Raw genomic sequence first — 24149 nt, forward strand, 5'->3', positions numbered from 1 at the left:
GGCGAGCGCGGCGAGGATGATGAACCCGTGACGAACAAGCGTGGCCGGCTGCGGGTGTATCTCGGCGCGGCACCGGGCGTCGGCAAGACGTACGCGATGCTCGACGAGGCCCAGCGACTGCGAGCGCTGGGGTGCGACGTCGTGACGGGCGTCGTCGAGACCCACGGCCGCGCGCGCACCGCCGAGCGTGCCCGTGGGCTCGACGCGCTGCCGCCGATCGAGTTCGTCCATCGCGGCATCACCTTCGCCGAACTCGACGTCGAGGCAGTGACAGCCCGCGATCCCGATCTCGTACTCGTCGACGAGTTCGCTCACACCAACGCGCCCGGATCCCGCAACGGCAAGCGGTGGCAGGACGTCGAAGAGATCCTCGACGCGGGGATCGACGTCTTCACGACCGTCAACATCCAGCATCTCGAATCGCTCGCCGACGTCGTCGCCCGCATCACGGGTGTCGTGCAGCGCGAGACAGTTCCCGACGCCGTCGTGCGGGCCGCGACGCAGGTCGAACTCGTCGACCTCACGCCCGAGGCGCTGCGTGCCCGGCTGACGGAGGGCGACGTCTACGCGGCGTCGAAGGTCGATGCGGCGCTGAGCAACTACTTCCGCACCGGCAATCTCACGGCGCTGCGCGAGCTGGCGCTGTTGTGGACGGCGGACCAGGTGGACGCGGCACTCGCGAAGTACCGCGCGGACAACCGGATCACCGCGACGTGGGAGACCCGCGAGCGGGTGGTCGTGGCCGTCACCGGCGGCGAGGAGACGGGTGTGCTCATCCGCCGCTCACGCCGCATCGCGTCGCGTTCGGGCGCCGAACTGCTGGTCGTCCACGTCGTGCGCGGCGACGGTCTGGCGGGCGCCGACGAGAACTCCCTCGCGGCGATGCGCACTCTCGCGGCGGACGTCGGCGCGAGCGTGCACACCGTCGTCGGCGACGACGTGCCACGCGCGCTGCTGGACTTCGCACGGTCGGTCAACGCGACGCAGCTCGTCGTCGGGACGTCGCGACGCTCGCGGTGGGCGCGGCTGATCGACGAGGGCATCGGCGCCGCCGTGGTGCGCGGCTCGGGGACGATCGACGTCCACACCGTCACGCACGACGCGCGCTCACGCGCCCGGTGGCCGCGGCCACGGCCCGGGACCAGGGGAGTGCTCGCGTGGTGTGCCGCGGTCGCGGTGCCGGCCGCGGCCTCGGCGCTGATGTACCTCGTCGACGACACGATCGGGCTCGTCGGCGAGAGCGCGTTGTTCGTGCTCGTCGTGCTCGCGGTCGCCCTGCTCGGCGGTGTCGTGCCCGCGGCGCTGTCGGCGCTCGTGTCGGGCGTGATGCTCAACTACCTGTTCACCGAGCCCGTGCACTCGCTGACGATCTCCGATCCGGCCAACGTCGTGACGATCGTCGCGCTGCTGCTCGTCGCGGTCGCCGTCGCGGCGCTCGTGGATCTCGCGGCGACCCGCGAACGCACGGCGCGGGCGGCGACCCGCGAGGCCGAACTTCTCGGCACCTTCGCCGCCGCCGTGCTGTACGGCGCCGACCTCCCGGCGCTGCTCGAACGGCTGCGCGAGACGTACGGGCAGCGTGAGGTCGCGGTCGTCTCGCCCGCCCGCGGCGTGCTGGGGACCGCAGGGGAGGACCCGCCGACCGATGCCTCGGCCGCCGACACGATCACCGAGGTCGATGCGTCCGCGGGGACGGCGGGTGGCACGTACTCGCTGCTGCTGCGCGGGCCCGAACTCACCGGGCGCGACCGGCGCGTGCTCGCGGCGGTCGCGCATCACGCGGTCGCGCTCGTCGAGCGCGACGAGATGGCCCGGCAGGCGCGCGAGGGACGCGCGCTCGTGGAAGGGGATCGCCTGCGCCGCGCGCTGCTCTCGGCCGTCGGCCACGATCTGCGGACCCCGCTCGCCGCCGTCAAGGCAGCCGTGTCGAGCCTGCGCAGCGACGACGTCGACTTCTCTCCCGAGGACACCGCCGAACTGCTCGCGACGATCGAGGAATCGGCCGACGCCCTCACCGACCTCGTCGCGAACCTGCTCGATTCGTCGCGGCTCGCGGCGGGTGCGCTCGAACCCGCGCCGCGGACGGTGTACCTGGACGAGGTCGTGCACCGCGCGCTCGCCGGAATAGACCGCACCACAGCCGGATACGGTCGTGCCGGACCCTCGCGTGTCCACGTCGACGTGGGCGCCGCGACGGCGTACGCCGATCCAGGGCTGCTCGAGCGCGCCGTCGCGAACCTCGTCGACAACGCACTGCGTCACGGCGGTGGGAGCGAGGTACGGGTCAGCGCCGCGACGCTCGGGGAGCGTGCGCTGCTCACCGTCGCCGACAGCGGCCCGGGCCTGCCGGCCGGCCACGCGGACGCCGTCTTCGAGCCGTTCCAGCGGCGCGGCGACCGCGACACGAGTTCCGGTGTCGGACTGGGCCTGTCGGTCGTCCGTGGTTTCGTCGAGGCGATGGGCGGGACGGTGTCCGCGACCCCGACACCCGGCGGCGGAACCACGATGGCCGTCGACCTGCCCGCCGCGCAGCCGCACGAGCACGAGCAGAGACAGGAACAGGGCCGATGACCAGAGTCCTCGTCGTCGACGACGAACCACAGATCGTCCGCGCACTGCGCATCAACCTCGCGGCACGTGGGTACGAGGTCGTCACGGCGACCACCGGGGCGGGGGCGCTCCGCGCGGCCGCCGAGACGCGGCCCGACGTCGTCGTCCTCGATCTGGGGCTGCCCGACCTCGACGGCGTCGACGTGCTCGCCGGAATCCGCGGCTGGCTCTCGGTTCCCGTCATCGTGCTCTCGGCGCGCACCGACTCGGCCGACAAGGTCGGCGCCCTCGACGCCGGCGCAGACGACACGTGACGAAACCGTTCGGGATGGACGAGTTCCTCGCCCGGCTGCGCGCCGCGGTCCGCCGGTCGGCCGCGATGCCGGAGGAGCAGCCCGCCGTCGTCACCGATGCGTTCACCGTCGACCTCGCCGCACGCACCGTCACGCGCGACGGCGCGCCCGTGCACCTCACCCCCACCGAGTGGGCGCTGCTCGAGATGCTCGTCCGCAACCGCGGCAAGCTCGTCGGCCGCCGCGAGCTCCTGCGCGAGGTGTGGGGGCCCGCGTACGAGCAGGAGACCCACTATCTGCGCGTGTATCTCGCACAGCTCCGCCGCAAGCTCGAGCCCGAACCGTCCGCACCGCGCCATCTCGTCACCGAGGCAGGGATGGGCTATCGCTTCGTCGAATAGCGACTGTCACATTCCCGGAAACCCTGCGACTCGGCACCCGGTGCTCCTAGCGTCGAGACGACACGGTCCGGAGGGAAGGTGGCGCGCCATGCGGAAGACACACGGCCGGCGGCGCGGAGCGGAGACCGCCGAGTCGGTGGCCGTCAATCCGGTGTTCGCGCGGCCGGGTGAGGCGACCGAACTCCCGCGGTTCGTCCTGCCGGACGACGAGTCGCTGCCCGAGACGGCGTATCAGATCGTCCACGACGAAGCGATGCTCGACGGCAACGCCCGGCTCAACCTCGCGACGTTCGTCGGCACGTGGATGGACGAGGAAGCCGACAAGCTGTATCTGCGGGCCGCCGACAAGAACATGATCGACAAGGACGAGTACCCGCAGACGGCGGCGATCGAGGCGCGGTGCTGGGCGATGCTCGCGCGGTTGTGGAACGCACCCGATCCGGACGCCACGATCGGCACCTCCACGATCGGATCGTCCGAGGCGTGCATGCTCGGCGGCCTCGCCCTCAAGCGCCGCTGGCAACACGCCCGTCGCGTCGCCGGAAAGTCCACCGAGAAGCCCAATCTCGTGATGTCGAGCGCGGTGCAGGTGTGCTGGGAGAAGTTCTGCAACTACTGGGACGTCGAGCCGCGGTACGTCCCGATCACCGAGGAACACCGGACGCTCGACGGCCACGGCCTGGCCGGGTACGTCGACGAGAACACGATCGGCGTCGTCGCGATCATGGGTGTCACCTACACCGGAATGTACGAGCCGGTCGCCGAGATCGCCCGCGCCCTCGACGACGTCGAGCGGCGCACCGGCCTCGACGTCCCGATCCACGTCGACGGCGCGTCCGGTGCGATGATCGCGCCGTTCTGCCAGCCGGACGTCGCGTGGGACTTCCGCCTCGACCGCGTCGCGTCGATCAACACGTCCGGGCACAAGTACGGGCTCGTCTATCCGGGACTCGGATGGGTGGTGTGGCGCGATCGGGACGCGCTGCCCGACGATCTCGTCTTTGAGGTCAGCTACCTCGGCGGCACGATGCCGACCTTCGCGCTCAACTTCTCCCGTCCCGGCGCGCAGGTGCTGCTCCAGTACTACATGTTCCTGCGGCTCGGCTTCGCGGGATATCGCCGCGTGCAACGCACCTCGCTCGACGTCGCGCAGTACCTCGCGGGCGAGATCGACCGGATCGGCGCGTTCGAGTTGTGGAATCACGGCACCGACATTCCCGTGTTCGCGTGGCGGCTGCGGCCGGGGCACACCGAGAACTGGAGCCTCTACGACCTGTCCGAGCGGCTCCGCACGCGCGGCTGGCTCGTCCCGGCATACCCGATGCCCGACGACCTCACCGACGTGACCGTGCAGCGCATCGTCGTGCGCAACGGGCTCAGCCGTGATCTCGCGACGTCACTGGTCGCCGACATCGAGACCGAGGTGCGGTGGCTCGACGCGCTTCCGGCATCGATGCCCACCGAACACCGGCATCCCGGCTTCCATCACTGACGGCGAACGCGATGGACGGACGGCGCGAACCCGAGCCCGCGGTGGTGTTGCGGCCCGACGGCACCGAAGCCCCGACGGCGTCGGACGTTCCACCGCATCCCTTCGGGACGGTCACGGGGCACAGCGGTCCCGCGATCGGTGCCCCCGCGGTCGGCGCCCGCACGTTCATGACGGTCACGCAGCTCGCGATACTGACGGTCGTGACGGTCGCGTCGCTGCGCTCGCTGCCCGCGATCGCCGGCTACGGGCTCGGATCGGTGACCCTCTACATCGTGCCCGCGGTGCTCTTCCTGATACCTACCGCACTCGTCGCCGCGGAGCTCGCGACCGGGTGGAAGGGTGGCGTGTTCACCTGGGTGCGTGAAGCATTCGGCACGTTGTGGGGATTCACGGCGATCTGGCTGCAATGGATCCAGAACGTCGTCTGGTACCCGATGCAGATCGCGTTCATCGGGGCGAGCTTCGCGTTCGTCCTGGGGAAGAGCCCGCTCGCGGACAACGGCCTGTACACGGCGGCGGTGATCCTGGTGCTGTACTGGGGTTCGACCCTGATCGCGCTGCGTGGCGGATCGTTGTTCGCGAAGGTCGGCAGTTGGACCGGCTGGCTGGGGACGATCTTCCCCGCAGTGCTGCTCATCGTCCTCGGCGCGCTGTGGCTCGGGTCCGGTGAGCCGTCGCAGGTTCCGCTCGAATGGTCCGGTGTGGTTCCGCCGTGGACCGGCTTCTCGGCGATCGTCCTGGTGGTGTCGAACGTTCTCGCCTATGCGGGAATGGAAGTCAACGCCGTGCACGCAAACGACATGCGTGACCCCGGACGCGGCTTCCCGAAGGCCATCGCCGTGGCGACGGGCTTGATCCTGCTGGTGTTCGTGCTCCCGACCATCGCGATCGCCGTTGCGGTCCCTGGTGATCGCCTCGGCGTCACGACGGGTATCAATCTCGCCTTCGAGTCCTTCTTCGAGCACTGGAACATCCACTGGCTCGTCGCTCCGATGTCGATGCTCATCGCGCTCGGGGCGTTCGCGTCGGTCGTCACCTGGATCGCCGGGCCGTCGCGGGGACTGCTCGCGGCGGCGCGGGCAGGGATGCTGCCGCCGCTCCTGCAGCGCCGCAACAAGGCCGGAGTGCAGGTCGGCATCCTCGTCGTCCAGGGGTGCGTCGTCACCGTGCTCGCGCTCCTGTTCGTCGTCGTCCCCGACGTCGAGACTGCGTTCGTCGCGTTGATCGACATGGCGGCGTCGCTGTATCTGCTGATGTACCTGATGGTGTTCGCCGCGGCGATCCGGCTCCGGCGTACGCATCCGGACGTCGTCCGGACGTATCGGGTCAGGTGGTTGACGGCGATCGCGGGAGTGGGATTCGTCTCGTGCGCAGCGGCATTCGTGATGGCGTTCGTCCGGCCGGACGGTTTCGCCGGACTACCGGGAGTCCAGTATCCGCTCGTCGTCGCCGCGGTTGTCGTCGCTCTCGGCGCGCCGCCGTTCGTGTTCTACGCCCTTCGCCGGAGAGGGTGGGACCGGCGTACGGCGCGCGAGCGAGAAACGGCCGAGAACGTTCTGGTGAATCCCTGAGCCGGGCTCGCCGACCGTACCGGCACACGAACGTCGACATCGAGCCTTTCGAGCCTGTCACCCGCGGGTGAGGAGTTACACCCTATCGGCTGCTCCCGCGGAAGGCCTCGGTGCCCGCTTCGACTCGGAACGGCTCGATTCGCTCCCGCTGCCGTTCGGCGCGCTCGATCAACTCGTCGAAATCGGCGGTCGAGAGGCGTTCGCCGAGCCCGGCGAGATCGCGCATCGTCGTCCACAACTGTTTCTTCGTCTCGAGGCCCATCACGAGGAATTCGAGTTCCTCGAATCGGCTGAGCGGCGAATAGCCGCGCAAGCGGCCGTGGGGTTTCCATCGTCCGATGCGTTCGGCTACGGTCGTCAACGCGGGCTCGAGCGGATCGGCGCGGATGCTCAACTCACGCATCACGGAACGGAACGTCTCGACATCCTCGGCGATACCGGTTGCGACCTCGTCGAGTGCCTCACCCAGAGCCGTGCCGGTGTTCTGGTCTCGCGTTCGCCGGGCCAGCTCACGCCACGCGACACCGAGCGCCAACTGATCGTTCATGTAGATACGGAGGAATCCGTCCATCATCCATGGCTGATCTTTCGGTGGTCGGCGTGTCAAGACCTGTCCGGAACCGGCGCGAGGGCGCGTCGGTACGTGCTGTACTGGCACACGAGCCGAGCAGCCACCGGGCGAGCAGCCACCGGGGAGGAACACCATGATCGACGGCCGACCCGAGATCGATGTCGTGACGAGATCCGTCGGCACCGCACCGGCCGAGACCACCGTCGGGCGCACTATCACCCTGTCGCGCCCGTTCGCGGTGCCGGTCTCGCGACTGTGGAGTTCGTGCACGAGCGCAGACGAGATCGGGTCGTGGTTTCTCCCCGTCTCCGGCGACCTGCAGTTGTACGGGCGCTATCAGCTCGAAGGCAATGCGGGCGGGCAGATCACGACGTGCGACCCGGAGCGCGAGTTCACGGCGACGTGGGAGTACGACGCCGAGTCCAGCTCCATCGACGTCTCGTTCGCATCGGCCGGCGACGGGAGCGTGCTCACCGTCCAGCACGATTCGGAGCCGTCCGACGAGATGTGGGAACAGTACGGTCCCGGCGCCCTCGGCATCGGCTGGGATCTGACGATCCTGGGCCTCGCGAACTACCTCGAGACCGGGGAACCGGTGGATCCGCGCGAGACCCTCGACTGGACCCTCTCCGAAGCCGGCCACGAGTTCGTCGGTCTCGCCGCTGCTGCCTGGGAGGCCGCGGACATCGCCACCGGAACGCCGCACAAGCAGGCGAAAGCCGCTGCCGAACGCTCCCGCACGGCGTATCTCGCGCTCGAGGACGAGCGCTGACACGGCCGGCGAGCTGCTGGCACACTGGACGTCGTGACGGAGCGCAAACCTCCCGACATCACCTTCGAGTCGTGGGTCGATCGGCAGATCCGGGTCGCGCAGCAACGCGGTGACTTCGACGACCTGCCCGGGACGGGGAAGCCGATCCCACCGGACACGGGTGAGTACGAATGGATCCGGCGCTACGCCGAACGCGAGCAGCTGCCGACCGATGCCATGCTGCCCACACCGCTACGGCTGCGCCGCCGGGTCGAACGCATCGCCGACGAGGTCCGGGACTGCCGCAGCGAAGCCGACGTGCGCAGTGCCGTGGCCGAGCTCAACCGCGAGATCGTCGAGCACCTTCGCGTGCCGTCGACACCGCACATTCCCGTACCGCTCGCCGACATCGAGGAGACCGTCGCCACCTGGCGCCAGGGACGCAGGGAGAGCGCGGCGCGGGCCCTCGCGGCCGACAGTCCGGTGCAGCGGACGCGGCGGCACCGCGGCCCTCGCCGTCGGAGGTGGCCCTTCCGCGGCCGGTAGGCTGCCGCTCGAACCGGTGACGACGATGCCGGTGACGACGATGCCGGTGGCGACGAAGGAGAACCATGGCCCGCACCCTCACCGCCGATCGTGTGGTCTTCTACGCCGCGACGGCCGCGACCGTCGCCGGTGCGATCGTCGAATCCGAGGACGTGCAGCGCGTCGCCAAGCCGCTCATCGCGCCTGCGCTCGCCGTCGGTGTGCTGCGCCGACCCGGCGCGGACCGCGTCGACCGTGCCCTGCTCGTGGCGGGCCTCGCCGCCGCGACCGTCGGTGACGTCCACATGATTCGTCCCGACGACGACCGGTCGATCGTGCGCGGTGCGTCCGCGTTCGGCGTCATGCAGGCGTGCTACTCGGCCCTGTTGCTTCGGCGTGACGCGCGCCCGACGGCCCCCGCTGCACTGCCGCGCGTCGCCGGATGGGCCGCGGCGGCTCTCGCCCTCCGCTCGGGTTCGCGGCCCGTCGCGGCACCGCTCTCTGCGTACGGCCTCGCATTGGGCACGTCCACGACGCTCGCGAGCGATCCCGCGCTCGCGCCCGGTGCCCGGGCGGTCGCCGGCGTCGTCGTCCCCGGCAGCGATCCGCGTTCGCGGCTCGCTGCGGGCGCCGCGTCGTTCACCGTCTCGGACGGGCTCATCGTCGTCCGGCGGCTGTTCGTGCGTGGCCGTCGTGCGCGTGCGTTTGCCGAAGGCGCGATCCTCGCGACCTACGCCACCGCGCAGGCACTTCTGGTGGACGGCATGAACACGGCGGGCACGAACTCACGGGGTAGGAGATGACGCTCGGCCCGACCGAATGGGGCGAGAGCCTGCACGGTGTGGGGCCGTGGCGCGACGAGTACGGCACCGAGCCGCCCACCGATCCGCGCTACGACCCCGTGCTGCTCGCGGAGGGCGATCGCCGCAATGTCGTCGACGCGTACCGCTACCTCACGCGCGACGCCATCGTCGCCGACATCGACACCCGCCGTCATCCGTTCCACGTCGCGATCGAGAACTTCGCGCACGACGCCAACATCGGGACGGTCGTGCGGACGGCGAACGCGTTCGCCGCCGAGGCCGTGCACATCGTGGGGCGGCGCCGCTGGAACCGTCGCGGCGCGATGGTCACCGACCGGTACCAGCACCTCGAACATCACCCCGACGTCGCGTCACTGCTCGACTACGCCCGTGAGCGTTCGCTCGCGATCGTCGCCGTCGACAACACGCCCGGCGCGGTACCGCTCGAGACGGCCGAACTGCCGCGCGAGTGCATCCTGCTCTTCGGCCAGGAGGGACCGGGAGTGAGCGACGCCGCGCGCGACGTCGCCGTGACGACGGTGTCCATTGCGCAGTTCGGCTCCACACGCAGCATCAACGCGGGCGTCGCGGCGGGGATCGCGATGCACGCGTGGATCCGGCAGCACGCGGACCTCGCCAGTGCCTGGTGAACCCCGCTGCCTGGTGAGCCCCGTTGCCTGGTGAACCCCGCTGCCTGGTGACCCACTGCCTGTGAACCCGGCCGATCACCCCGTGCGGCGGCCGAACTCGGGGACAATCGGGGTGTGAACACGTCGTGGGACGAGCGCGCGGACGCCGCCGAACGCGCGATCCTCGAGCGGCACGTCCGGGTGCTCTGGGGACTGCCGCTCACCCGGCTCGGCGTCGTCGCCTGGCCCGCGACGCAGCGCGAGGCGATGTTCGTCGTGTGGCACTACTGGTGGCAGGCGCAGCTGCTCGACTGCATGCTCGACGCCGTCGTCCGGGCACCGACCGACGTGCGCCGGCGCCGCGCCCACGCGGTCATCCGCGCGCACCGTGTCCGTAATCTGACGGGCTGGACGAACTCCTATCACGACGACATCGCCTGGCTCGGGCTCGCACTCGAACGCGCGGGCCGCGTCGCATCGCTCGGCAGTCGCCGCGCACTGCCGGCGATCGAACGGCGGCTCCTGGGCGCCGGCGACCCGATTCCGTGGCGCACGGGATCGGATTTCTTCAACGTCCCCGCGAACGGCCCCGCGGCGATCCTGCTCGCGCGGCTCGGGCGTGTCGAGCGCGCCGAGCGGATCGCGCAGTGGATCGACGACACGCTCGTCGATCCCGAGACTCACCTCGTTGCCGACGGGATCCGTGCCGACGGACGCCTCGACCGCGCCGTCTACGCATACGTCCAGGGTGTCGTGCTGGGACTCGAGGTCGAACTGGCGCGGCGGCAGTACGAGAGCACGGGATCGGGCGGCGTCCACACCGAGCGAGTGCACCGGCTGGTCCGCGCCATCGATCGCCGCGCCGCCGCGGTGAACGGCGTACTGCGTGGCCGTGGCGGCGGCGACGGCGGGCTCTTCCACGGCATCCTGGCGCGCTATCTCGCGGACGTCGCGACGGAACTGCCGGGCGACGACCTCGAGGACGAGCGGACACGGCGCAGCGCCGAGCGCCTCGTCGTCGCGTCCGCGGGTGCGGCCTGGAAGAACTGCATCGAGGTCGCGGGATCGCCGCTGTTCGGCCACGACTGGTCGCTGCCGGCACAGATCCCCACCGTCGGGGTGCCTCGCGAGATCGACTCGATCGCCGTGGAGGGCGCCGTGCACGAGTCGCCCGTCCCGGAGCGCGACCTCTCCGTGCAGCTCTCCGGATGGATGGCGATGGAGGCCGCCGCGCGCGTCGTGGCGCACGGCGAGTGAGCGCGGTAGGGCCTCAGGCGGCGGTGCTGTCCGCGGGCACGTCGTCGATGTCGACGACGTTCGCCGGCCGGGCCATCTCGGCGCGGTACTGGCGCACCCCGACGATCGTGCCGATCACGAGGACCACGAGCAGCACGCCCACGACGGCGGGGACGAGCCACGGCACCCGTTCGAGCAGGCCGCCCGCATAGAACCCGACGAGCAACAGCACCGGAGCCCACGCGATCGCACCGAGGCTGCTCGCGACGACGTACTTCGTGCGATTCATCCCCGCGGCGCCCGCGACGAGCGGGCACAGCGTCCGCACCCACGGAATCCAGCGGGCGACCAGCACGGACCAGAAGCCGTGCCGTTCGAGAAGTGACTGCACCGCGAGCAGGTTCTTCTCGTTGAGATAGCGGCCGCCGCGCCGCACGACGACACGGTGACCGGCGCGGGCCCCGATCGCGTAGCCGACCTGATTGCCGATGATCGCCGCGATCATCGCGCCGAGCGACAGCGCCCACACGTGGGCACTTCCCGACGAGTGACTCGCGAGCACGATTCCCGCGGTCAGCAGCATCGAGTCACCTGGAAGGAACAGGCCGAGGACGACGGCGCACTCGAGGAAAACGAAGGTCACGACGATGATCCACACGAGCACCGGCCCGGCGGTTCGGAGCGGACCGAACGAGCCGGCGGCGTGGACCGCGTCGAGCGCGACCGAGGTCACGGCGTCCGATCCGCTTCGGAGTCGACGGGAGCGGCGTTCGGGGTCGCGAGATCGCTGCGCCGGTTCGCGAGCGCGCGCTTGCCGAGCTCGAAGACGATCGGAACGACGGACAGCAGGACGATGAGGACGAAGATCAGATCGACGTGCTCACGGATGAACGCGACGTTGCCGAGAAAGTAGCCGAGCAGCGTCACGCCCGCGCCCCACGCGATGCCGCCGATGATGTTGAACGCGAGGAACACCGGATACCGCATGCGCGAGGCGCCGGCGACGAGCGGTGCGAACGTCCGGACGATCGGGACGAACCGGGCCAGGATGATCGTCACGGGGCCGTATTTCTCGAAGAAGTCGTGCGCCTGCACGATGTACCTCTTCTTGAAGAAACGGGCGTCGTCGTTGCGGAACAGCGCGGCGCCGCCCCGGTTGCCGATGAGGTAGCCGGCCTGATCGCCCAGGATCGCGGCGAGCGGCGTGAGGATCAGCAGCAGCCACAGCGGAGCGAAGGCGTCGGGCTGCGCCGACAGCAGGCCCGAGGTGAACAACAGCGAGTCGCCGGGCAGGAGTGGGAACAGCAGCCCCGACTCGATGAAGACCACGAGCAGCAGGCCGCCGAGAATCCAGCTTCCGAACGAATTGAGAAGATTGACCGGATCGAGAAAGCCTGGCAGCAGAGCCAGATTCGTCACGGCCTCGCCGGCGGCATGCACAGTCACGGACGACAGCGTACGCCGGGAAGCGCCCGAGATCGCTGTGACTCCGGGGCCTCGCGGCACGCCTCGCCCGAACCCTCGTGACGTGCCCACCCGAACCCGCCCGGACGCCGCGACGGCCGGAGCAGACTGGACCCGAGTGCCTCGCCCGTCCCGGACGGGGAGACGGGGGTCGGCCGAGCCGGGCGGGGCTTGACATACTGCAAGTGGACGTGCGGAGACACCGCACGCAACCGAGAAGAGCAATGGAGGACTGCCGCCGTGCCAATTGCGACTCCCGAGGTCTACGCCGAGATGCTCGAGCGGGCGAAGGCGCACTCGTTCGCCTTCCCGGCCATCAACTGCACCTCGTCGGAAACCATCAACGCCGCCATCAAGGGCTTCGCCGACGCGGGTAGCGACGGCATCATCCAGTTCTCGACCGGTGGTGCCGAGTTCGGCTCCGGTCTCGGCGTCAAGGACATGGTCACCGGTGCCGTCGCGCTCGCCGAGTTCGCGCACGTCATCGCCGACAAGTACGACGTCACGATCGCGCTGCACACCGATCACTGCCCCAAGGACAAGCTCGACGGCTTCGTCCGGCCGCTGCTCGAGATCTCGCAGGAGCGCGTGAAGGCCGGCCGCAATCCGCTGTTCCAGTCGCACATGTGGGACGGCTCGGCCGTGCCGATCGACGAGAACCTCGAGATCGCGAAGGACCTGCTCGCGCGGGCGAAGGCCGCGAACATCATCCTCGAGGTCGAGATCGGCGTCGTGGGCGGCGAGGAGGACGGCGTCGAGGCCGAGATCAACGACAAGCTGTACACGTCGGCCGAGGACTTCGAGAAGACCGTCGACGCGCTCGGCACCGGCGAGAACGGCAAGTACCTGCTCGCCGCGACGTTCGGCAACGTGCACGGCGTCTACAAGCCGGGCAACGTCAAGCTGCGTCCCGAGGTGCTCGAGATGGGCCAGAAGGTCGCGACCGAGAAGCTCGGTCTCGACGCGGGCTCGAAGCCGTTCGACTTCGTCTTCCACGGCGGCTCGGGCTCGCTCAAGAGCGAGATCGACGATTCGCTGAAGTTCGGCGTCGTGAAGATGAACGTCGACACCGACACGCAGTACGCGTTCACGCGCCCGATCGCGGCCCACATGTTCAGCAACTACGACGGCGTCCTCAAGGTCGACGGCGAGGTGGGCAACAAGAAGGTCTACGACCCGCGCAGCTACCTGAAGAAGGCCGAAGCGGCGATGACCGAGCGTGTCATCGAGGCCTGCGACGACCTCAAGTCGGCGGGGCGCTCCGTCTCGAAGTAGGGCGGCGGAGCCGCTCGTGCGTGACTTTCCGGTCCCTGTGCCGGAAAGTCACGCACGAGCGCGAAGCGCCTAGCAGACCTTCCAGGTCTCGCCGTCGAGGCGGAGGTCGAAGGTTCGCCACGTGTGCTCGTCCGGATTCGCCGCGGTGTGGGCGGGCACCTGCGCGATCGCGGTGCCGTCCTCGATGCGCATCGCGTCCACCGGGCCGACGTCGGGCAGCGTCTGCTGGTCGACGGCCGCGCGGTGCACCGCCGCGAACTCCTGCTCGTCGATCCCTGCGTAGTACTCGCCCAGCGGCCCGCACGTGACCTCACGCAACGTCGCGAGATCGCCGGTGCCGAGCGCCGCGACGTACGTGTCGATCGTCGACTGCACCCTCGCCTCGGGGGAGTTCGTCGTCCGATAGTCGTTGACGAACCACACCACCGCGACGAGCGCCGCCACGAGGACGACGACGCCGGCGAAGATCCCCCACCGCCTGCCGCGACGAGGTGAGCCGCCCTGCGCGGTCGCCGGAGCACCCGAGGGCGGTGGGGGCGGAGTCGCGCCGGTCGCAGGCACGCGCTGCGGCATCGCCCGCTCGGCGGTGACGGGCTCTGCCGTGACCGGCCTGGGCGGTGGTGGCGTCGCCTGCATCGCGACGGTGGGCGCGTCCTGCACTCCCGTGTCCCGAACCCCCGTATTCCGCGCCCGGGTGTCGATCGCGACGGTCTCGGCCTCGCTCGCGGCTGCCGAGCCCGCGCTCGTCGTGCCGTCCGTCGCCGGAGCCTTCGTCGTCGCGTCGTCCGCGCCGTCCTTCGGCTCACTGTCCTTCGGCGCGGCGCTCTTCGGCTCGGGACCGGGATCGTTCACGGCAAGGACCTCTTCTCTCGAACTGTGCCTCGCGCGCAAGCCTAGGTCAGCGCCCGCGCCGGGTACGGCGACGACCCGCCGTGGAGTCACGGTAACGGGTGCACAATGAGCACCATGACTTCTTTCGGTGACCTTCTCGGCCCGCAGCCCACTCTTCTCCCCGGCGACGAGGACGCCGAAGCAGAACTGCTGAACCACGAGGACCCCGCGACGGTGGCGGCCGCCCACCCCACCGCGTCGATCGCGTGGGCGCATCTCGGTGAGGCGGCGCTCGACGACGGGCAGGTGATCGCGGCCTACGCGTACGGGCGCACCGGCTACCACCGCGGCCTCGACCAGCTGCGTCGCAACGGCTGGAAGGGGTTCGGTCCCGTCCCCTACAGCCACGAGGGCAATCGCGGCTTCCTGCGCAGCGTCGCCGTCCTCGCTCGCGCTGCGAAGGCGATCGGTGAGAACGACGAGTACGCCCGCTGCCTGGACCTGCTCGAGGACAGCGACCCCAAGGCGGCACACGAACTCGGTCTCGACTGACGACGCGCGTGGCGGCCGCAAAGGATGCCGTCGCGTCCGCGACGGGCCGAGTCGGACGGCGCGGGCGCACCGCCGCGCGCCGTTCGGCTCACCGGCTGCGCATCTCGGCGCTGCCGATCGTCCAGTGCGGTCTCGCCGCGGCGCTCGCGTGGTGGGTGGCGACGGCGCTCGTCGGTCACACGACTCCGTTCTTCGCGCCGATCGCGGCGATCGTCTCGCTCGGGCTGTCGCTGGGGTCGCGGCTGCGGCGGTCCGTCGAACTCGTCGCGGGCGTGTCGATCGGGGTGGGGATCGGTGATCTGCTCATCGCGGGAATCGGCCGCGGGACGTGGCAGATCGGGCTCGTCGTCCTCCTCGCGATGTCGGCGGCGGTTCTCCTCGACAGCGGCCCGATCATCTCGCTCCAAGCGGGGACCTCGGCTGTGCTGGTCGCGACGCTCATCCCGCCCGGCGGGCCCGCGGGGCTCGACCGGATGGTCGACGCGCTCGTCGGCGGACTCGTCGGGATCCTCGTGGTCGCGGCGATCCCGTCGCATCCCGTCGGCAGGGCGCGCAACAATGCCGGGGCCGTGCTCGGCACGGCGGGCGCGGTGTTGCAGGGGGTCGCGGACGGCTTGCTCGAGAACCGGGAGAAGCCGATCGTCGACGCCCTGAAGAAGGCGCGCGCGACACAACCCGAGATCGACAAGCTGCGCGAGCACGTGACGGGCGGACGCGAGATCAGCCGGATCTCGCCGCTCTACTGGAACACGCGGCGCCGGCTCGCACGCCTCGAAGCGGCGGTCGATCCGCTCGACAACGCACTCCGCAACATCCGGGTGCTCGCGCGCCGCTCGCTCACGTTGGTGCGTGACGACGAGATCCTCGATCAGCGGCTCGTCGATCAGATCGAGAAGACCTCGCACGCGCTCGACGTGCTGCGGCGGATGGTGCTCGCCGATCCCGGCGAGCAGCCCGATCAGGCGGAGGCCGCGCGCGTTCTGCGCACAGTCGCGGCCGGGATGGATCCGTCGATTCTCGACGGCGCGGGGCTGTCGGCGACGGTCGTCTTCGCCCAGTTGCGCAGCCTGCTCGTGGATCTGCTGCAGGTCGCGGGGCTCAAGCGGGTGTCGGCGATGGCGACGCTGCCGCCGACGGTCGAACACCCGGCGTATCCGCCCGACCTCTGACGCGACGAGCCCATTGATCATATGCACGATTGTGCATATGATCGGCGCGCGAGCGAGGAGAGGCGACACGAGCATGGGACACGGACACGGACACGGCGTGGGCGGGCACGCGCCGACCGACCGCGACGAGGTGACCCGCAGCCGCATCGTCAGGATGTCGATCGCCCTCGGGATCATCGCGTCGTTCCTCGTCCTCGAAGTCGTCGTCGCGCTCGCGATCGATTCGCTCGCGCTCCTCGCCGACGCCGGCCACATGCTCACCGACGTCGCGGGCCTGTCGATGGGCCTGATCGCCCTCACCCTCGCGCGCCGGGGCAGCACCAACGCCGCGCGGACCTTCGGGTGGCATCGCGCCGAGGTCCTCACCGCGATCGTCAACGCCGCGCTGCTCCTGGGCATCGCCACGTTCATCCTGATCGAAGCGATCTCGCGGCGAGGTGACCCGCCCGAGATCCCCGGCGTCGCCCTCGTCCTCACCGCCGCTGCGGGCCTCACCGCGAATCTCGTCGTCGTCGCGATGCTGCGCCGTGATGCCGGCGGCTCGCTCGCCGTGCGCGGCGCCTACCTCGAAGTGCTCGCCGACGCCGTCGGCAGCGTCGGTGTGCTCGTCGCGGGTGCGTCGATGCTGCTGTTCGACTGGCGCTGGGCCGACATCGTCGTCGCCGTCCTCATCTCGCTGTGGGTGCTGCCGCGCGCGGTACTGCTGGCCGCGTCGGCGCTGCGCATCCTCACCCAGGCGTCGCCCGCGCACGTGGACGTCCCCGCCGTCGAAGCCGACCTCGCGGCGCTCCCGGGCGTGTGCGGCGTCCACGACCTCCACGTGTGGACGCTCACGACGGGGATGGACGTCGCGACGGTCCACATCGTCACCGAACCGGACGTCGGCGGTGTGCTCGATCGTGCACAGCGCGTGCTGGACGGGCACGGGCTCTCGCACGCGACGGTGCAGGTCGAGTCGACCGAGCGTGGCCGCACGTGCGAACGCGACATCACCTGGTGACGACCCGCGCGGATCGGTCGGCGACCGCTAGGTCCTCGTCGTGCGCCGGACGCCGTTGCCGGGACTCCACCGGTCGACGTGCAGCGACCCGCCGTCGACCGTGACGTGGACGACCTCGTCGAGATCGAGCACGAACGCGTCGCCCTCGTCGATGCCCTCCGGCCACGTGTCCGTCACCGTCGTCTTCTCGTCGCTGTGCACCTCGCGCGCCCTGCCGGAGAGCTTGACGTCGCCGCCGTCCATCGTGTGGTGGCCGGGATTGGTGTGCAGCGAGTACCGGGGATCGCGGCGCAGGTCGTCCGCCTTGCGGGCGCCCGGCATCGACCCCAGCGTGAGCACGTCGCCGACGATCGCGACCTCCGTTCCGCTCACCCGCGGCGAGCCGTCGCGCCGCAGCGTCGCGATGACGTGGTGACGGTGCGCGTCCAGTCGCGCGCGAACGGCGGCCGCGAGGTCGCTCGCCTCGGTCTCGAACTCTCTCCATGTCGTCATGTGTCGATCGTCCCGCGCATCACCTGACAGATTCCGTCAGTGAAGCGAGTTATGGTCACGTCGTGTCGTCCGAACGGCTCCTGCGGCTCATGCTGCGGCTCGAAGGCGCGCGCCGGGTGACGGCGTCGCGGCTCGCCGACGAGTTCGGCGTCTCGGTGCGCACGGTGTATCGCGACGTCGCCGCTCTCTCGGCGGCGGGAGTTCCGATCGTCACGGAGAGCGGGCACGGCGGCGGTGTCCGCGTGCTCGACGGCTGGCACTCGGGGCTGTCGGGGCTCACGTCCGACGAGACGACAGCGCTGATGCTGCTCGGCGTCCCCGGGCTCGCGCGCGAACTCGGGCTCGATGCCGAGAGTGCAGGACGCAAGTTGCTGGGGGTCCTTCCCATCACCGTCCGCGAGAACGCCGCGGGAATCGGTGCGCGGATCCACGTCGACGTGCCGGGCTGGTTCCATCGCGACGACGCGGTGCCCGCGCTGCGGCCGCTCGTGTCGGCGGTGCTCGGCGGACGGCGAGTCCGGATGCGGTATCGCACGCGCGAGGCTCGCGTCGTCGATCCACTCGGCCTCGTGACGAAGGCCGGGACGTGGTATCTCGTCGCGGCGTCGGGCGGTCGCGTGCTGTCGTACCGCGTGTCGCGGATCGTGTCCGTCACGGAGACGGACGAACCCGCGACGCGGCCCGACGACTTCGACCTCGCGGCATGGTGGAGGGACGCGACCGTCCGATTCGATCGGGCTCTGCTGCGGTACACGTGCACGGTGCGGCTCTCACCGACCGGAGTGCGCCGCCTCGCCGACGTCGTCGGCACCGAAGCCGCGAGCGCGGTTCCCGGTGCGACGGGCGCGACGGGTCCGTCGACTCCCGAGTGGACGGCCGAGTGGACGACGGCCGAGTTGCGGCTCGAGGCGGAGGACGTCGCGGCCTGGCAACTCGCGCAACTACCCGGCCACGTCGAGGTGCTGGCGCCGAGGTCGTTGCGCGAGGCGGTCGGCGCCTACGCCGTCGCTGCCGCCGAACTGAACTCGCCGCCGCTCACGGAACCGTCAGCGTCGAGTTGCGCAGATCGGTGACGAGCATGTGGCCGGGGGCGTGGCCGATCGCGAACGGCGGCTTCGACGCGGTGACCGCGGCCTGCGGCGTCACCCCGCAGGCCCAGAACACGGGGATCTCGCCGGGACGGATCGTGACGGCCTCGCCGTAATCGGGCCGCGCGAGGTCGTCGATGCCGATCGCCGCCGGATCGCCGACGTGCAGCGGCGCGCCGTGCACCCCCGGATAGCGCGACGTCACGCGCACCGCGTCGGCGACGAGGCTCGCGGGGATCGGGCGCATCGAGACGACGGTCGGGCCGTGGAGGCGTCCCGCGGGACGGCACGGAAGGTTCGTCCGGTACATCGGGACGTTGCGCCCTTCGTCGATGTGCCGCACGGGAACTCCGGCCTCGAGCAGAGCAGCTTCGAAGCTGAAGCTGCAGCCGACGAGGAACGCGACGAGGTCGCTGCGCCAGTAGTCGGTGGCGTCGGGGACCTCCGCGATCTGCTCGCCGTCGACGTACACCCGGTAGGCGGGGAGGTCGGTGCGGATGTCGCCGCCCGGCAGCAGTGGACCGGCGAGCTCGCCCGGCTCGAGGACGTCGAGCACGGGGCAGGATTTGGGGTTTCGCTGGGCGAAGAGCAGCAGATCGAATGCGTACTTCTGCGGCACCGCGACGAGATTCGCCTGGGCGTATCCGTCGGACCAGCCCGCGGTGGGGGTCACGAGCCCGTCGCGGAATCGGGCGCGCGCCTGCGCCGGGGTGAGCAGGGAGTTCTCGGTCGGGGTCGGTGTCGTCGGGGTCGGTGTCGTCGGGGTCATCGTGCCCATGCCAATCGGACGGTCGTTCCGGGTCGAAGTTGTGCGGCGATGTCGACATCGCGGTCGTCCAGGACGCCCGCGACGGGATAGCCGCCGGTCACGGGATGGTCGGCGAGGAAGACGACGGGTTCGCCGCCCGGCGGAATCTGGACGGCGCCGAGCGCGACACCCTCGCTCGGGAGCTGTCGTTCGGTGTCGACGTGGCGCACGCCGGGGCCGTCCGCCGCGGTGAGCCGCGCACCGACGCGGCTCGTGCGATCGGAGACGGTCCACGTGGTCTCGACGAGCCCGTTCGGGTCGGCCAGCCAGTCGTCGCGCGGGCCGCGCACGACGCGCAGCGTGACGGTGCCGCTGGGCATCGGGGCGACGGGCGCGGTGTCGGCGCCGGGGGCGGGCTCGGTCGCCGTCCCGATCGCGATCACGTCACCGGGCGCGAGCGGGGCGGGTCCGACCCCGGCGAGCGTGTCGGTGCTCCGCGAGCCGAGCACGGCCGGCACGTCGATGCCGCCCCGGATCGCGACGTAGCAGCGCAGCCCGGTGCGCGAGTCGCCCAGCCGCACGACGGCGCCGGCCGGGACGCGATGGCGCGTCGCCGGTCCCATGACGATCGACCGACGGTCGTGTACGACGACGACGTCGGCGTCGGCGCCCGTCACGGCGATCTCGAGGTCGCCGCGTGCCTCGAACGCGAGACCGCCGAGCAGCACCTCGATCGTCGCGGCGTCCTCGGTGTTGCCGACGAGCCGGTTCGCGAGCGCATGCGAACGACGGTCCGCGGCACCGGATCCGCCGACACCGCTCGACGCGAGACCCCGGCGCCCGCGGTCCTGCACGAGCGCCTGCGGCCCGGTCGCGAGGATCTCGATCGTGGCGGTCACGGCGTCACCGCCACGAACTGCACGCGCATGCCGGGGACGAGCAGGGCCGGCGGCGACGCAGCCACGTCGAAGAGCCGGACGTCGGTGCGGCCGATGAGCTGCCAGCCGCCGGGGGAGCTGGTGGGGTAGACGCCGCTGAACACGTCCGCGAGACCGACCGATCCGGGCGGCACCGACGTGCGCGGTGACGCACGACGGGGAACCTCGAGCCGGGTGTCACCGTCCACGAGATAGCCGAAGCCGGGGGCGAACCCGGTGAACGCGACCCGCCACGGACGTCCGGTGTGCGCCGTGACCATCTCGTCGGTGGTCAGTCCCGTCGCCTCCGCGACGTCGGTGAGGTCGGGCCCGTCGTACACCGTCGGGATCTCGACGACGGGGCCGTCGGTGGCGGCGCGGCGATCGGGGACGATTCCGTCGAGCGCGTCACGCAGCGCCGGGACGTGTTCCTCGGTGGCGACCGACAGATACAGCGTGCGTGCTCCCGGAACGACGTCGACCACGTCGACGCCGGCGGAGCCGATCGCCTCGACCCACGCGAGCACCTCGTCGATGTCGTCGAGTTCGAGCAGGAGTGCCCGGGTGCCGTAGGGAAGGATCTTCATCGGGGACCTCTCACGTGAACGACGCGACACGGATCGCGTTCTCGCCGAGCCGATCACGGACCGCCCGCGCGAGTGTCACGGCGTCGGGGCTGTCGCCGTGCACGCAGACCGAATCGATGTCGAGTGCGATGTCGCTGCCGTCGACCGCCTCGACGACGCCCTCGGTGACCATGCGGACGACACGCTCGGCGACGACGGCCGGATCGTGCAGCACCGCACCGGGTTCCCGCCTCGACACGAGGGTGCCCTCGGGCGTGTAGGCGCGGTCGGCGAAGGCCTCGCGAATCGTGCGGAGCCCGCGGCGCTCGGCCAGCGCGAGCAGCGTCGACCCGGGCAGTCCCACGATCGGCAGATTCGGGTCGACGGCGACGACGGCGTCGATCACCGCCCGCGCGTGATCGTCGTGATGGACCACGGTGTTGTACAGCGCGCCATGCGGTTTGACGTAGGTCACCCTGCCGCCCGTCGCCGACGCGAGTGCCTGCAGGCCGCCGATCTGATAGAGCACGTCGTCGGTGAGCTCACGGACCGAGGCGTCGACGAAGCGCCTGCCGAAGCCCGCGAGATCGCGGTAGCCGACCTGGGCGCCGATCCGCACCCCGCGGTCGGCGGCCCAGCCGCACGTGCGGCCGATGGTCGTGGGATCGCCGGCGTGGAAGCCGCACGCGATGTTGGCGCTCGACACCAGATCGAGGATCGCGGCGTCGTCGCCGAGCTCCCACCTGCCGAACGACTCACCGACATCGCTGTTGAGATCGATCGTGTCGCGGTTCGTCACTGTCCCGGTCCTTTCTCGCTCGACGTCACTGTCGATCTCGACGTCACGGCTCAGCTCCACAGATCGGACAGGCCGCTGAGCGACATCCAGCCGAGGTACAGCGTCAGCAGCCACACCGCGAGCGCCAGAATCTTGAGCCACATCGGATACACGTAGCCGTGCAGCAGGTCGCGACGTCGCCACGCAACCCACAGTACGACGGTGAATCCGATGGGCAGAATCAGTCCGTTGAAGGCTCCCGCGAAGATCAGCAGCGTGACGGGGGCGGCACCGATCGACAGGAACGCGACGGCGCTGACGACGATGAAGCCCACCGTGAGCAGGTTCTGGGTGCGCGGGGGTGTCTTCGACGTCGTCAGGAACGACACCGACGTGTAGGCGGCACCGATGACGGAGGTGATCGACGCGGCCCAGAGGATGACGCCGAACACGACGCTGCCCGCGGTGCCGAGAGCGTGCTCGAACGCGGACGCGGTGGGGTTGTCCTGAGCGAGGGCGACGCCGCCCGCGGTGACCCCGAGGATCGCGAGGAACAGCAGCGCGCGCATCACGCCCGTGACGATGATCCCGTACACCGAGCCGCGGGTGATGCGGCCGACGTTCTCGGGCCCCGTGATCCCGGTGTCGAGCAGGCGGTGCGCGCCGGCGTACGTGATGTAGCCACCGACGGTGCCGCCGACGATGGTGGTGATCGCGAGGAAGTCGATCGTGTCGGGCAGCACGACGTTGCGCAGGGCGTCACCGACGGGCGGCTTGGAGACGAACGCTGTGTACGCCGTCATCGCGATCATGCCCGCGCCGAGGACGACGACGATGCGGTCGAGAGCGACGCCCGCGCGCTTGCTGAGGAAGATCGCGATGGCGATGGCCGCCGAAAGGGCGCCACCGATCTTGGGATCGAGCCCGAACATCGCGTTCGTGCCGAGGCCCGCGCCGCTCGTGTTGCCGATGTTGAACACGAGGCCGCCGCCGACGACGAGTGCGGCGAGCGCCCAGCCGATACCGGGCAGTACCTTGTTGCCGAGTTCGTGGGCGCGGATGCCGGCGACGCCGATCACGCGCCACACGTTCATCTGGACGGCGAAGTCGATGAGGATCGAGACGACGATCGCGAACGCGAACGCCGCTCCGAGTTTGACCGTGAAGTCGGTCGTCTGGGTGATGAATCCCGGGCCGACGGCGCTGGTGGCCATGAGGAACATCGCGCCGAGGAGGGCTGCGCGGGACCCCGACCGCGTGGCGCGTGCGTGCTCGGGGACGTCGGACGACGTCGCGCCGGTGCCCTCGGAGGGGCTGTCGGCTGGCTGCATGGGGACTCCTGTCGAGACTCGGATGCGGACACCCGAGAGTCGCTGCGACATGTTTCACAGCGATGGCGGAGATGCTAAGGATTGTTCAACAATCCTGCAATCCCGAGCGGCACTAGACTCACGAACGTGACTTCGGAGATCGACGGGGTGCTGCAGACCTTGCACTCGGCGCGTCCCCGCGTCGTGCTGACCTCGTCGGCCGAGCGAGCTGCGGAGGTCGTGCGCGAACGGATCACCGACGGCGCGTTCCATCCCGGTGACCGGCTACCCGAGGAACCGATCGCCGAGGCACTCGGAATCTCCCGGAACACGCTCCGCGAGGCCCTCGGGACGCTCGTCTCCGAGCGGGTCCTCGTGCGCCGCCCGAACCGCGGCGTCTTCGTCCGCACCCCCACCGCCGCCGACGTTCGCGACATCTATCGCGCACGGCGCGTCATCGAGCCGGGATGCCTGCGCGCCGCCACGAGCCCGGACGGCCCCGCCGCCGCCCGCTCGCTGCTCGCCGCCGTCGACGCAGGTGCCGCGGCACTCGCCGCGGGGGACGGCCGCGCCGTCGCCTCCGCGAACCAGCGGTTCCATCGCGCCGTCGTCGCGCTCGGCGGCAGCGCGCGGCTCGACGCCGAGATGAGCAGGCTGCTCGCCGAGATGCGGCTCGTGTTCTCCTGCGCGGGCTCGGCCGAGGACTTCCACGGCCCCTACGTCGCGATGAATCGCGCGATCGCCGAGTCGGTTCGCGACGACGGCGCCGCTGCGGCGGCACCGCTGCTCGACGAGTATCTCGTCGCCGCAGAGCGACATCTGCTGTCGGCCTTCACATCCTGACCGGAACGCCTCGGCCGCCGCGATCCACCCGATGCAGGGATCATGTGGCCGAAGGGCTGGAGTTCGCTGAACCTCAGGGTGTTTCCCTGGATGATGCGGGGACTGTCGGCGATGCTGGGCCTCCTCGCTCTGATCGCGCCCACCGGCATGGAGTCCGAACGGCGGGCGGTGCGGCGGATCCGCACGGTCCACCTGGACCCGGTCACGGAGACGACATCGGAATCCTGGTTCGATCGCCATCCTGTACCCGGAACTCTCGTGCGGGAGTCGGCCGGGACCACGAGCCGAGTGGCA

The 24149-nt window shown here is 70.5% G+C and carries 24 protein-coding genes and 1 pseudogene; 15 read left to right on the forward strand and 10 right to left on the reverse strand.

Annotated features, from left to right (window positions below; all coding sequences use genetic code 11):
- Positions 1-27: 27 nt before the first annotated feature.
- From RR1_RS14305 to gadC, 4 genes and pseudogenes are all read left to right on the forward strand, one after another.
- On the forward strand, positions 28-2571 hold the full coding sequence (locus RR1_RS14305) for an ATP-binding protein (RefSeq protein ID WP_010837582.1): 2544 nt from the start codon (positions 28-30) through the stop codon (positions 2569-2571).
- Positions 2568-3244: pseudogene (locus tag RR1_RS14310) on the forward strand (response regulator). Before RR1_RS14305 ends, RR1_RS14310 begins: the two are co-directional and overlap by 4 nt.
- An 88-nt stretch (positions 3245-3332) precedes the next feature.
- Positions 3333-4736, forward strand: a complete 1404-nt coding sequence (gene gad, locus RR1_RS14315; RefSeq protein ID WP_010837579.1) for a glutamate decarboxylase — start codon at positions 3333-3335, stop codon at positions 4734-4736.
- An 11-nt stretch (positions 4737-4747) separates the two neighbouring features.
- The gene (gadC, locus tag RR1_RS14320; RefSeq protein ID WP_010837578.1) at positions 4748-6307 is read left to right on the forward strand and encodes a glutamate/gamma-aminobutyrate antiporter GadC; all 1560 of its coding nucleotides are present in this window, start codon (positions 4748-4750) and stop codon (positions 6305-6307) included.
- Between the two features lie 82 nt (positions 6308-6389).
- On the opposite strand, the gene RR1_RS14325 is transcribed toward gadC, so the two are convergent.
- Positions 6390-6854 (reverse strand): hypothetical protein, encoded by a 465-nt coding sequence (locus tag RR1_RS14325; protein ID WP_197736988.1) that lies wholly within the window; start codon positions 6852-6854, stop codon positions 6390-6392.
- A gap of 157 nt (positions 6855-7011) precedes the next feature.
- Here RR1_RS14325 and RR1_RS14330 point away from each other — a divergent pair, with 157 nt between their 5' ends.
- The 5 genes from RR1_RS14330 to RR1_RS14350 all read left to right on the forward strand — a co-directional run bounded on the left by RR1_RS14330 (position 7012) and on the right by RR1_RS14350 (position 10843).
- Positions 7012-7650 (forward strand): SRPBCC domain-containing protein, encoded by a 639-nt coding sequence (locus RR1_RS14330; protein ID WP_010837576.1) that lies wholly within the window; start codon positions 7012-7014, stop codon positions 7648-7650.
- A 33-nt stretch (positions 7651-7683) separates the two neighbouring features.
- The gene (locus tag RR1_RS14335; RefSeq protein ID WP_010837575.1) at positions 7684-8175 is read left to right on the forward strand and encodes a DnaJ family domain-containing protein; all 492 of its coding nucleotides are present in this window, start codon (positions 7684-7686) and stop codon (positions 8173-8175) included.
- A 65-nt stretch (positions 8176-8240) separates the two neighbouring features.
- Positions 8241-8957 carry a lysoplasmalogenase gene (locus RR1_RS14340; RefSeq protein WP_010837574.1) on the forward strand — a complete coding sequence of 239 codons (717 nt, stop codon included), beginning with the start codon at positions 8241-8243 and terminating at the stop codon, positions 8955-8957.
- Positions 8954-9607: a TrmH family RNA methyltransferase gene (locus tag RR1_RS14345; protein ID WP_010837573.1), complete on the forward strand. Its 654-nt coding sequence runs from the start codon at positions 8954-8956 to the stop codon at positions 9605-9607. The genes RR1_RS14340 and RR1_RS14345 overlap by 4 nt, the downstream gene beginning before the upstream one ends.
- A gap of 114 nt (positions 9608-9721) precedes the next feature.
- Positions 9722-10843, forward strand: a complete 1122-nt coding sequence (locus RR1_RS14350; RefSeq protein ID WP_010837572.1) for a glycoside hydrolase family 76 protein — start codon at positions 9722-9724, stop codon at positions 10841-10843.
- A 13-nt stretch (positions 10844-10856) separates the two neighbouring features.
- Here RR1_RS14350 and RR1_RS14355 read toward each other — a convergent pair whose 3' ends face one another.
- Positions 10857-11555 (reverse strand): DedA family protein, encoded by a 699-nt coding sequence (locus RR1_RS14355; RefSeq protein WP_010837571.1) that lies wholly within the window; start codon positions 11553-11555, stop codon positions 10857-10859.
- Positions 11552-12268: a VTT domain-containing protein gene (locus tag RR1_RS14360; protein WP_051111102.1), complete on the reverse strand. Its 717-nt coding sequence runs from the start codon at positions 12266-12268 to the stop codon at positions 11552-11554. Before RR1_RS14360 ends, RR1_RS14355 begins: the two co-directional genes overlap by 4 nt.
- Before the next feature lie 258 nt (positions 12269-12526).
- Between RR1_RS14360 and fbaA the strand changes: the two genes are divergently transcribed.
- Positions 12527-13561, forward strand: coding sequence for a class II fructose-bisphosphate aldolase (gene fbaA, locus RR1_RS14365; RefSeq protein ID WP_010837569.1), 1035 nt, complete (start codon positions 12527-12529; stop codon positions 13559-13561).
- A 69-nt stretch (positions 13562-13630) separates the two neighbouring features.
- Here fbaA and RR1_RS14370 read toward each other — a convergent pair whose 3' ends face one another.
- Entirely contained in the window at positions 13631-14413 is a 783-nt protein-coding gene (locus RR1_RS14370; protein WP_010837568.1) for an Rv0361 family membrane protein, read from the reverse strand.
- Positions 14414-14527: 114 nt separating this feature from the next.
- Between RR1_RS14370 and RR1_RS14375 the strand changes: the two genes are divergently transcribed.
- The 3 genes from RR1_RS14375 to RR1_RS14385 all read left to right on the forward strand — a co-directional run bounded on the left by RR1_RS14375 (position 14528) and on the right by RR1_RS14385 (position 17113).
- The gene (locus RR1_RS14375) at positions 14528-14944 is read left to right on the forward strand and encodes a DUF3151 domain-containing protein (RefSeq protein ID WP_040772582.1); all 417 of its coding nucleotides are present in this window, start codon (positions 14528-14530) and stop codon (positions 14942-14944) included.
- Positions 14945-15045: 101 nt separating this feature from the next.
- Positions 15046-16113, forward strand: coding sequence for an FUSC family protein (locus tag RR1_RS14380; RefSeq protein ID WP_040772580.1), 1068 nt, complete (start codon positions 15046-15048; stop codon positions 16111-16113).
- A 73-nt stretch (positions 16114-16186) separates the two neighbouring features.
- Positions 16187-17113: a cation diffusion facilitator family transporter gene (locus RR1_RS14385; RefSeq protein ID WP_010837565.1), complete on the forward strand. Its 927-nt coding sequence runs from the start codon at positions 16187-16189 to the stop codon at positions 17111-17113.
- A 27-nt stretch (positions 17114-17140) separates the two neighbouring features.
- Here RR1_RS14385 and RR1_RS14390 read toward each other — a convergent pair whose 3' ends face one another.
- On the reverse strand, positions 17141-17605 hold the full coding sequence (locus RR1_RS14390; protein ID WP_010837564.1) for a pyridoxamine 5'-phosphate oxidase family protein: 465 nt from the start codon (positions 17603-17605) through the stop codon (positions 17141-17143).
- 62 nt (positions 17606-17667) lie between these two features.
- Between RR1_RS14390 and RR1_RS14395 the strand changes: the two genes are divergently transcribed.
- Positions 17668-18678 carry a helix-turn-helix transcriptional regulator gene (locus tag RR1_RS14395; RefSeq protein ID WP_010837563.1) on the forward strand — a complete coding sequence of 337 codons (1011 nt, stop codon included), beginning with the start codon at positions 17668-17670 and terminating at the stop codon, positions 18676-18678.
- Here RR1_RS14395 and RR1_RS14400 read toward each other — a convergent pair.
- The 5 genes from RR1_RS14400 to RR1_RS14420 are packed head-to-tail and all read right to left on the reverse strand — an operon-like array spanning position 18641 to position 23033.
- Entirely contained in the window at positions 18641-19462 is an 822-nt protein-coding gene (locus tag RR1_RS14400) for a putative hydro-lyase (RefSeq protein WP_051111103.1), read from the reverse strand. The two genes, RR1_RS14395 and RR1_RS14400, sit on opposite strands and share 38 nt — an antisense overlap.
- On the reverse strand, positions 19459-20340 hold the full coding sequence (locus RR1_RS14405) for a 5-oxoprolinase subunit C family protein (RefSeq protein WP_010837561.1): 882 nt from the start codon (positions 20338-20340) through the stop codon (positions 19459-19461). The genes RR1_RS14400 and RR1_RS14405 overlap by 4 nt, the downstream gene beginning before the upstream one ends.
- The gene (locus RR1_RS14410; RefSeq protein WP_010837560.1) at positions 20337-20945 is read right to left on the reverse strand and encodes a 5-oxoprolinase subunit B family protein; all 609 of its coding nucleotides are present in this window, start codon (positions 20943-20945) and stop codon (positions 20337-20339) included. Before RR1_RS14410 ends, RR1_RS14405 begins: the two co-directional genes overlap by 4 nt.
- Before the next feature lie 10 nt (positions 20946-20955).
- Positions 20956-21723 carry a LamB/YcsF family protein gene (locus RR1_RS14415; RefSeq protein ID WP_040772575.1) on the reverse strand — a complete coding sequence of 256 codons (768 nt, stop codon included), beginning with the start codon at positions 21721-21723 and terminating at the stop codon, positions 20956-20958.
- Between the two features lie 50 nt (positions 21724-21773).
- Positions 21774-23033, reverse strand: a complete 1260-nt coding sequence (locus RR1_RS14420; RefSeq protein ID WP_010837558.1) for an NRAMP family divalent metal transporter — start codon at positions 23031-23033, stop codon at positions 21774-21776.
- A gap of 126 nt (positions 23034-23159) precedes the next feature.
- Between RR1_RS14420 and RR1_RS14425 the strand changes: the two genes are divergently transcribed.
- A complete protein-coding gene (locus RR1_RS14425; RefSeq protein ID WP_010837557.1) occupies positions 23160-23855 on the forward strand; it encodes a GntR family transcriptional regulator in 696 nt (231 codons plus the stop codon).
- The last annotated feature ends 294 nt before the right edge of the window (positions 23856-24149 follow it).

The sequence above is a fragment of the Rhodococcus rhodnii NBRC 100604 genome, assembly GCF_001894925.1.
Taxonomy (GTDB): domain Bacteria; phylum Actinomycetota; class Actinomycetes; order Mycobacteriales; family Mycobacteriaceae; genus Rhodococcus_F; species Rhodococcus_F rhodnii.

Excerpts from the sequence above, each read along its gene's own strand:
- RR1_RS14325 (WP_197736988.1), bottom strand. The coding sequence starts at position 6,854 with ATGAACGATCAGTTGGCGCTCGGTGTCGCGTGGCGTGAGCTGGCCCGG.
- RR1_RS14390 (WP_010837564.1), bottom strand. The coding sequence starts at position 17,605 with ATGACGACATGGAGAGAGTTCGAGACCGAGGCGAGCGACCTCGCGGCC.
- RR1_RS14375 (WP_040772582.1), top strand. The coding sequence starts at position 14,528 with ATGACTTCTTTCGGTGACCTTCTCGGCCCGCAGCCCACTCTTCTCCCC.
- RR1_RS14420 (WP_010837558.1), bottom strand. The coding sequence starts at position 23,033 with ATGCAGCCAGCCGACAGCCCCTCCGAGGGCACCGGCGCGACGTCGTCC.
- RR1_RS14340 (WP_010837574.1), top strand. The coding sequence starts at position 8,241 with ATGGCCCGCACCCTCACCGCCGATCGTGTGGTCTTCTACGCCGCGACG.
- gadC (WP_010837578.1), top strand. The coding sequence starts at position 4,748 with ATGGACGGACGGCGCGAACCCGAGCCCGCGGTGGTGTTGCGGCCCGAC.
- RR1_RS14385 (WP_010837565.1), top strand. The coding sequence starts at position 16,187 with ATGGGACACGGACACGGACACGGCGTGGGCGGGCACGCGCCGACCGAC.
- gad (WP_010837579.1), top strand. The coding sequence starts at position 3,333 with ATGCGGAAGACACACGGCCGGCGGCGCGGAGCGGAGACCGCCGAGTCG.
- RR1_RS14345 (WP_010837573.1), top strand. The coding sequence starts at position 8,954 with ATGACGCTCGGCCCGACCGAATGGGGCGAGAGCCTGCACGGTGTGGGG.
- RR1_RS14400 (WP_051111103.1), bottom strand. The coding sequence starts at position 19,462 with ATGACCCCGACGACACCGACCCCGACGACACCGACCCCGACCGAGAAC.
- RR1_RS14410 (WP_010837560.1), bottom strand. The coding sequence starts at position 20,945 with ATGAAGATCCTTCCCTACGGCACCCGGGCACTCCTGCTCGAACTCGAC.
- RR1_RS14330 (WP_010837576.1), top strand. The coding sequence starts at position 7,012 with ATGATCGACGGCCGACCCGAGATCGATGTCGTGACGAGATCCGTCGGC.